Origin of the sequence: Legionella longbeachae (genome assembly GCF_004283175.1) — a bacterium.
GTDB lineage: Bacteria > Pseudomonadota > Gammaproteobacteria > Legionellales > Legionellaceae > Legionella > Legionella longbeachae.
On sequence record NZ_RXNW01000016.1, the window covers coordinates 93,757 to 102,541 of the forward strand.

An 8,785-nucleotide genomic window follows, 5' to 3' on the forward strand; every position below is an offset into this window, starting at 1 on the left:
ACTGTTCGTCATTTCTATTTTTTAGGTTTTCAGAGTTAAATTGCAAATAGTAACGGATTAAAATTGAACTGTCATGAAATTAATCTAAAGTTTTACGAAAAAATGTCGAATAACTGATCAGATGCATGTTTTGCCTTTAAAAAATACAATAACAATAAGGAGTGGGCAATGTCTAAGAATCATTTATTACAAGACCCTTTTTTAAATGAATTACGTAAAGAAAAGGTGCCTGTATCTATTTTTTTGGTAAATGGGATTAAGTTGCATGGTATAGTCGATTCTTTTGATCAATATGTAGTGATGTTAAAGAATTCGATTACGCAAATGGTTTATAAGCATGCGATTTCTACAGTAGTTCCTTCACGTGCGATAAAAATGCCTGCAGATGATGAATCTGGTGGAACTGAAGGAACTGTGGCAGACTAGCAAAAAATGTTCCACCTATAGGTTGAATTTTTGCTTATACTTTTAGTGATCCTGCTAAAGAATGCTTGATGCAATCGGTTAAGGAGTCCATTTTAAACATTTAGAGTGATGCTTGGTCATAAAGTTAAGGAGTAGTAGTTAGTGTTTGAACGTCCTCAAGGCGGTGAGCGCGCCGTATTAGTGCAATTAGCATTACCAGGAATTGATGCTGGTAAAGCATTGCAAGAGTTTGAAGAATTAGCTCTTTCAGCTAATGCGGAAGTGTTAGAGTGTGTTTTAGGTACTCGTGCAACTCCTGATGCCAAATATTATATTGGTCAAGGTAAGGCTGAGGAAATTGCGCAACTGGTCAAAACTTGTGATGCAGAGCTGGTTCTTGTTAATCATGAATTATCTCCATCACAAGAAAGGAATTTAGAACGCTTGCTTGAATGTCGCGTAGTTGATAGAAGTGGATTAATTCTTGATATTTTTGCCCAGCGTGCGCGAACTTTTGAAGGAAAATTGCAAGTAGAACTTGCCCAATTGCAGCATTTATCAACCCGCTTGATTCGTGGATGGACCCACCTGGAACGACAAAAGGGAGGAATAGGACTGCGTGGGCCTGGTGAAACACAGTTGGAAACAGACCGTCGTTTATTACGCGATCGTATTAAATACATTAATAAACGGTTGGAAAAAGTGCGAAGTAGTCGCGATCAAAACCGCCAGGCAAGGCGAAAGGCATCTTTACGTACCGTATCTTTAGTAGGTTATACCAATGCAGGTAAATCCACCTTATTTAATGCATTGACTGGAGAAAGTATTTATGTGGCGAATCAGTTATTTGCTACGTTGGATCCAACCATGCGCCAGCTTAATTTACCAGGATCTTCCTCAGTGATTGTCACAGATACCGTTGGATTTATTCGTGATTTACCACATCATTTAGTAGAGGCATTTCGTGCTACTTTAGAGGAGACGCAACAAGCTGATTTACTACTTCATGTTATTGATATTTCGGATCCCCATTGGCGAGATAACGTTTTTTCAGTTCAACAGGTTTTGGATGAGTTAGAGGTTCATGATGTTCCAATAATACAGGTATTCAACAAAATTGATTTAAAAGAAGGATGGGAGCCTAAAATTGATTATCAGGAAGAGAAATGCAAAGTATGGCTCTCTGCCGCATCAAATTTGGGATTGGATTTATTAAAAGAAGCAATTAGTACCCAATTGCACGGAGCAATTTCTACTGAAGAAGTGGTACTTAAAGCAACTCAGGCAAAATTGCGAGCTCAATTATACCAATTAGGCTCGGTTTTAAGTGAGTCAATTAATGATGAGGGTGACTGGCTATTAAAAATTCGGATTACAAAGTCGCAAAAGCAACGCTTGTTTGCCAATGAATGTGCTTCATGAAATTTCCCATTGAGAGTCATAAAATGATAAATAATGTCTCCCGTTAACTCTTTGTATTAGGATCGAATTTTATAAATAAATCCTTCCCTTCTAGCTACTTGAGTACTTTCAGTACTAAAATGATTAGATCCTGAAATGTTTGATGCACCTCGGCATAGGACATCCCTTTTGCTATAAACAGTCATATAAACCACCATACCGCGAGCACATAGATACCCGGAAAGTTATGGCCCGCAAAATGAGGCTAAAATTCGCTCCGTTTAATAGTTTGAAAAGCAACCGTTTATTGTGCAAAGGGACCTGATCCTGATGGGAATGGATATATTCTTGTGTAAGCATTTCGAGTATCAAGCTCCATACTTTGGAGGTATTTTCTAAAACAACAGGCAATTGGGCTAGGCCTATTGGGATAATAGGCTTTATAAGTTTGTGGATCCACACTTAACATAAACTGGTAACAGGCCAGGATGCTCCAAATCAGTCGTATCTGTCTGGCTAAAATAAATGCCTCCAGCAATTGCTGCTTTGGTGCTATCTCCAACCAATTTTCCAAACATGCATCCAGAAGTTTCTGGTAAATCAGTGCTCCTTCTTTTACTCCATGGTGAGTAATTGAATGTTCAAGACAGGTATGTAATGAAAAAAATGGATGAATGATAGCAGCTTCTCCCCAATCTACGAATGTCATCCTTTTAGTATTTTGCTCAATAAGCACATTTTTATCATGAAAATCGTGATAACCGATAGTTTCAGGGATGCCGTAACCGGATAATAATTTGCATTGAGCGAAAAATGACGTGCTTAAGGCGTGTAATTTTTGCAACTCCTCACCCGTTAAACCCTCTGCTTTTAAAAAGGAAGTTTGATTAATCATTTGATCATATAGAGAGGGTAATTTATCTAACCGCCAATCGGGCAAGCCTAGTTGAAGTAAGATGCTGATATAACCTTCTGTCGCGCGTTGAATCGCAGCATATTGCGTCACTGCTTGACACAATAGTTCCGTTTTAAAGTCGGCTTTAAGCGTTTCACGCAAAGTCATCCCTGCATCTTTCATCAGAAAGCAATGTAAATCATCATTACTAGCGAGCACCATCGGTACACGGGCATGGAGCTGCTCGGATAACAACCGGATAACCCTTGGCTCACTAGATAAAAAAACAGCTGATGGTGTTTGCTTTAAATAAAAATCATCTGAAGATGTTGAGAAACGAATGACCTTAGACCATGGTGTTGACAACACGAGCTCGGGTGTGCGTATTAATACATAGCCTCTGGCAATCAGATAATTGATACCCCACTTGAAAATGGGCGGTTGCATATTCATATTTTGCAGGTTCACTCACAATGGTTATTTTTTTATATGTACCATTGGGAATAATAGTCTTCTTTTTTAAAAAATCGATTTCTCACAAAGCTCGGCATGCATCTTAGTAATACCTGGATCACGTATTTTGAAATGCTTGCGACATGTTGATGAATACATATCATTACCGCCTATCACGACTTGATCTCCTTCAGTAATAACATCTCCTTGTGCATTTAAGCGTAAGATCATCGTTGCTTTTCGACCACAATGACAGATTGTTTTAAGCTCTACAAGTTCATCAGCCCATGCCAGGAGATACTGGCTGCCTTCAAATAATTCACCACGAAAATCGGTTCGTAACCCATAGGCAAGAACAGGGACTCCCAATTGATCGGTAATTTCTGTTAATTGATGTACTTGGGCTCTTGTTAAAAATTGTGCTTCATCAACTAAAACACATGCATATTTTTGCCCTTGTTTCATCGCTTTTAGGTACAGATCATCATCGGTATTAAAAATTAATGCCTCCTCGGATAATCCAATTCGAGAATGCACCACTCCTTGTTGGTAACGATTATCTACCGCAGGTGTAAATAATAAAGTTTGCATACCGCGTTCACGGTAGTTATAACTGGACTGCAAAAGTACCGTACTTTTTCCTGCATTCATTGCCGCAAAATAAAAATAGAGTTTTGCCATGAAAACGCTCAAATTTTTTTTAAATTGAAGCCATCATAGCATTTCTCTGGTATAGTGCAAAAAATATCTTTTTATCGTTAACATATCTTTTGCACACATGAGATAGCTATGAATTCGAAAATAAAAACTTTTTTTGCTGTTTTAATTTTTATGACCATATCATCAATAAGCCAAGCAGATGTGCAGCTTAAAGACATTCAAGGAAACAGTATTTCTTTTTCATCTTTAAAGGGAAAATGGATTCTTATTAATTACTGGGCAAGTTGGTGTAAAACCTGCGTTGATGAAATTCCAGAACTCAATCGCTTTTATCAAAAACACGAAAAAGACTCGGTCGCATTATTTGCAGTCAATTATGACGAATTACCTTTACATAAGCAAAAAAAGCTCATCAAAAAATTCAATATCCTTTATCCTTCACTTGCATCGAATCCCGCGTTTGCTCTAGGCTTGGGAGATATTATGGGTGTACCAGTCACTTTTATTATTAATCCCCAAGGAGAACTTGTTAATACACTTTATGGTGGACAAGATATAGCATCCCTGGATTCAGCGATATCGAACCTTAAGTCTTAATGCCTGCGTTTTACCCCGTGCGTACCTAACAAAGGCTCAGAATATCCAGGAGTTTAAAATGCCTCATTTAGCCATTATGCCTCCCGAAGATGTCATTAGGGTCGTGAAACCCAAAATTGAAGATCTCCAAAGAATAACTGCAATGAATACACAGATCATTGTCGATACCAAATATGAGATAAATATTGGTTTAAAAAAACTTTTAAAAAGTGGGAGAATAAATGAGCTTCGCTATGAAGAAGAACTAAAACAAAATAAAAAAGAATTAATTCTAAGGCAGAAGGCTCTCAATGAACTTGAACAACAATTCCAACGGATAAAGCAACTGCAAGAAGAAGCGAAAAGTGAAACCATATGTTTTGTTATCGAAAATGATATCAATATCGAAGAATTAAAAAAGCTAATTGCACTGACACAAATCAACATCGATACAACCGATGATAAAAATGAAAAATTATTTTTATGCACCTTGTTGCAAACAGCCATATCTTGCAAAAATCTACTGGATGAACAAAGAACTTTAAAGACACAAAAAATCCCTATGCTTAAAAGTGAAAAAAGGTATACTTCTTATTTATTAGAGGAATTGAAAAATTTTGAACTTAATCCATCAAAATCACCATTGGCAACGGATAGTTATATTACCAAACTGGATAACCCTGGCTTGAGCAACTCCGCCTCCCACGAAGAATCGATCATTGAATTAGATGCATTAATATCGCAAATGGACTCAATGAGTACTGGATTTAAAGAATTCATCAATAAGTTTTGCAATACAATAAATAAAGAACCTATTTTTGCTCTTCCTGAGAGCTCGATGAATAATAAGGTACAGGACTTTAAAGAGCAGCTGAAATTAATAAAGACAGAAACAGAACAAAAACAGTCCTACGCGAATACGAGATAAGAAACCGAATCATTAGCCACACTAACTGCTGCTGAATATAGGAAACTATATTGGCCTGATTTAAGAAAAAAAGTAAATCATGACCGCCCCGCTATTTTTTATTGTGTATCTACTTAAACATATCCGTCTCCCTTAATTTATATCAAAAAGGACACCTAGGATATATACTAATATTCCAGGAGTAATTGGTCGGACCATGTTGAAGATATTGGTCATGATTTTTTTCCAGAAATTTTGCATAGAACTTTAATTGGCTCTTATATTAAAACCCCGATAAAGATTTTTTTTATATGACAAGGCAGCTTATGATTAAAGAATGCCTATTGGTGGGTGGATCGCGCGGAGCCGCAGTAGGAGAACAATCAAATTAAAGTCTTTTGAAATGCTATTCTAGTATTATGTCGCAAAAAAAAATTTGGAACACCACCGTATTGGGTTTCACATGCGTATTACATAATTAGCGCGATGATATTGCGAGTCGCATGGCTATATTTGTTTCTAATTACTCAAAAGGGAGTGCTATGCAATTGAATGTTAAATCAGAGAAAGATCCTGACATGACTCAAACCGAATCATGGCATACCTTTGAAATTAGTGAGGTTGCGCTACATCTTAATGTGGATTTGTCTAAAGGACTTAGTGACCAAGAAGCAGCGACAAGATTAGCTTCAGTGGGTATTAATCAAATCCAAAACCAATCTTCACGATCACCTTTGCTGGTTTTTCTGGCCCAGTTTAAAAGCGCCTTGATTCTCATTCTTATTGGAGCTTCCGTACTCGCCACACTAATAGGAAACTTTAAGGATGCCAGCGTCATCCTTGCGATTGTAGTTATTAATGCTTTCGTCAGTTTCTACCAAGAGTACCGAGCAGAACAAAGTTTAGCTGCACTACGAAAAATGCTTCCAGTTCAGGCTCATGTTCGGCGTAGCGGTAAGAAATATACTATCAATGCGGCATCCTTAGTGCCTGGGGATATAGTACTAGTCGAAGCCGGTGACCGACTTCCAGCTGATGGCAGATTGGTGGTTGTAGCCAATTTCGATGTTGATGAGTCGACTTTGACTGGTGAGTCACAACCAGTTAGAAAATATGTGGACGCAATGTTTGAAAGAGATGCTCCAATAGCTGATCGATTAAATATGGCCTATATGAATACCATGGTCACTCGCGGACGAGCTGAACTTCTGGTCACAGCCACAGGGATGCACACTGAGATGGGAAAGTTATCGCAACAATTGGCTTTGACACCAGAGATTCTCAGTCCACTTCAAGTTCAGTTAGATCAGCTCGGCAAACGTCTGGGTGCGATAGCCTTATTGTTGATAAGCCTTTTGTTTGTATTTCAATTATTTCGTGGCGAGAATGTCACACATGCTATTATTGATGCTATTGTGCTGGCCGTTGCTGCAATGCCGGAGGGATTGCCTGTAGTTGTCACAGTAACTTTGGCTCTGGGTATGCACCAAATGGCGCGACACCGTGCAATCGTCAAGCGTCTGGCGAGTGTTGAGATCTTGGGCTGCACAACGGTTATTTGCTCTGATAAGACGGGAACACTTACACTTAACCAAATGACGGTGCGTGAATTGTTCTATCTTGGCCAGCGATTCAAAGTTACAGGTGAGGGCTACAGTACTTCGGGTGCGGTGCTTCATGAAACACGAAACTCAGTGCTGCCAGACATGCAACCACTTTTAGTCCCCTTAGTCGCTTGTAATGATAGTCATATTGAGGATGAGCGAGTCATTGGGGATCCGACCGAAGCTGCTCTGCTAGTACTTACGGTAAAGGCAGGACTTCACCACGAACAAGTACTTACTGAGTACCCGCGCATTGCCGAGATACCGTTTGATTCTACCTATAAATTCATGGCGACGTTTCACCGTGTTGGGAGAGGGGGGCAAATTTTTGTCAAAGGAGCACCAGATGTTCTTCTGGCTCGTTGCAGCCATTTTTTTAGTGATGATCATAATGTTCTATTGGACAGCAAGCACAAGGAAGAAATAGAAGAGCAGTACTGCACTATGGCATCTCGCGGGCTTCGATGTTTACTCATAGCATCCCGTACTTTGGATGCCGATGAATTTGTTTTATCGGATAATTTGTTTGTTTGGATTGGTGATCTCACTTTTATAGGTCTGATCGGACTACAGGACCCTCCACGAACCGAGGCAAAGCAAGCTATCGCGCAGTGTAAACAGGCGGGTATCGCGGTTAAAATGATTACGGGTGATCATACGGATACAGGCGTAGCTATCGCACATGAACTCGGTCTACAAGGTGAGGCCATCTCTGGTAAAGAACTCGATCGGTTGGATGATCTACAGCTTGCCGAAGTTATAAACAATATTACCGTGTTTGCGCGGGTCTCGCCAGCTCATAAAGTGAAGATCGTGCAAGTTCTACAGAGTAAGGGACATGTAGTAGCGATGACCGGTGATGGCCTCAATGATGCCCCTGCTTTAAAAAATGCAGATATAGGTGTGGCGATGGGAGTCGTGGGTACTGAGGTTGCAAAAGAAGCTGCAACTATGGTGCTTATGGACGACAATTTTTCAACAATTGTTAGTGCAGTCGAACAGGGGCGAGTACTCTATGATAATATCCTCAAATTCATCCGTTTCCAACTCTCCACTACGGTGGGCGCTATTCTGACGGTGTTTTTCGCGCCTATCTTAGGATTACCGGAACCCTTTAATCCAATCCAAATCTTATGGGTCGCACTGATCATGGATGGGCCACCTGCAGTATCCCTGGCCTTAGATGCAGGACGCCCGGGAATTATGAACGATTCCCCACGTAATCGTTTGGAGCCTGTATTGCCATGGATGCGTTTGGCACGTATTTTTGTGTTCGGTATAACTATGATGGTAGGTACACTCGGGGTGCTGTACTACGCAGTGAACAATTACAATGAACAAACAGCACTGACACTTGCTTTTACCACATTTGTGCTGTTCCAGTTTTTCAATGTGTTCAATGCACGTGTTGAGAAAGGCTCGGCCTTTGGCAAAGGTTTCTTCCAAAATCGAATGTTATGGCTATCCCTCACCGCTGTTGTTATTCTTCAAGTTCTGGCAGTACACTGGATACCGGCACAGTCTATTTTTGGCACGTCTTATTTGACTCTTGCTCAGTGGTTAATGGCCATTGGCATTGCTTCCTCTATATTAATATTTGAGGAAGGACGTAAGGCCGCAATCCGATGGTTTTTATGAGGGTTAATGTATCGATGTGAAGACTTGTATCGAGATATTGAATTCACTGGCTGCATTGAAAAAATTAGGATTAGGGTATAATTGTGATTTTCTATAGAGCAGCAAATGTCTGAAAATCCAATTGATTTCAAATGGCGGCACTTTAATGTGGATCTAATTCTGGAATGTGTACGTTGGTATTGCAAATAGGGCATTAGCTATCGTGATTTAGAAGAAATGATGGCTGAGCGTGGGTTGGCAATTGAC

7 protein-coding genes and 1 pseudogene are annotated in these 8,785 nt (G+C 39.7%); 6 read left to right on the top strand and 2 right to left on the bottom strand.

Annotated features, from left to right (window positions below; genetic code table 11):
- The first annotated feature begins 168 nt into the window (after positions 1-168).
- Both hfq and hflX read left to right on the top strand, forming a co-directional pair.
- Entirely contained in the window at positions 169-426 is a 258-nt protein-coding gene (gene hfq, locus EKG34_RS15385; protein WP_003633821.1) for an RNA chaperone Hfq, read from the top strand.
- 141 nt (positions 427-567) lie between these two features.
- Positions 568-1,827 (top strand): ribosome rescue GTPase HflX, encoded by a 1,260-nt coding sequence (gene hflX / locus EKG34_RS15390; RefSeq protein ID WP_003633820.1) that lies wholly within the window; start codon positions 568-570, stop codon positions 1,825-1,827.
- A gap of 283 nt (positions 1,828-2,110) precedes the next feature.
- Here the strand turns inward: hflX and EKG34_RS15395 are convergent, their stop codons facing one another.
- Together EKG34_RS15395 and EKG34_RS15400 are read right to left on the bottom strand one after the other, a co-directional pair.
- On the bottom strand, positions 2,111-3,148 hold the full coding sequence (locus EKG34_RS15395) for a phosphotransferase (RefSeq protein ID WP_223800083.1): 1,038 nt from the start codon (positions 3,146-3,148) through the stop codon (positions 2,111-2,113).
- Positions 3,149-3,220: 72 nt separating this feature from the next.
- A complete protein-coding gene (locus EKG34_RS15400) occupies positions 3,221-3,835 on the bottom strand; it encodes a thymidine kinase (protein WP_003633816.1) in 615 nt (204 codons plus the stop codon).
- A 108-nt stretch (positions 3,836-3,943) separates the two neighbouring features.
- On the opposite strand from EKG34_RS15400, the gene EKG34_RS15405 reads away from it, so the two are divergent.
- The 4 genes and pseudogenes from EKG34_RS15405 to EKG34_RS15420 all read left to right on the top strand — a co-directional run.
- Positions 3,944-4,411: a TlpA disulfide reductase family protein gene (locus tag EKG34_RS15405; protein ID WP_003633814.1), complete on the top strand. Its 468-nt coding sequence runs from the start codon at positions 3,944-3,946 to the stop codon at positions 4,409-4,411.
- Between the two features lie 58 nt (positions 4,412-4,469).
- Positions 4,470-5,318, top strand: coding sequence for a hypothetical protein (locus EKG34_RS15410; protein ID WP_003633812.1), 849 nt, complete (start codon positions 4,470-4,472; stop codon positions 5,316-5,318).
- Between the two features lie 482 nt (positions 5,319-5,800).
- A complete protein-coding gene (locus EKG34_RS15415) occupies positions 5,801-8,539 on the top strand; it encodes a calcium-translocating P-type ATPase, PMCA-type (protein ID WP_223800084.1) in 2,739 nt (912 codons plus the stop codon).
- Positions 8,540-8,644: 105 nt separating this feature from the next.
- Positions 8,645-8,725 (top strand): annotated as a pseudogene (locus EKG34_RS15420) (IS6 family transposase); the annotation flags it as partial.
- Between the last annotated feature and the right edge of the window lie 60 nt (positions 8,726-8,785).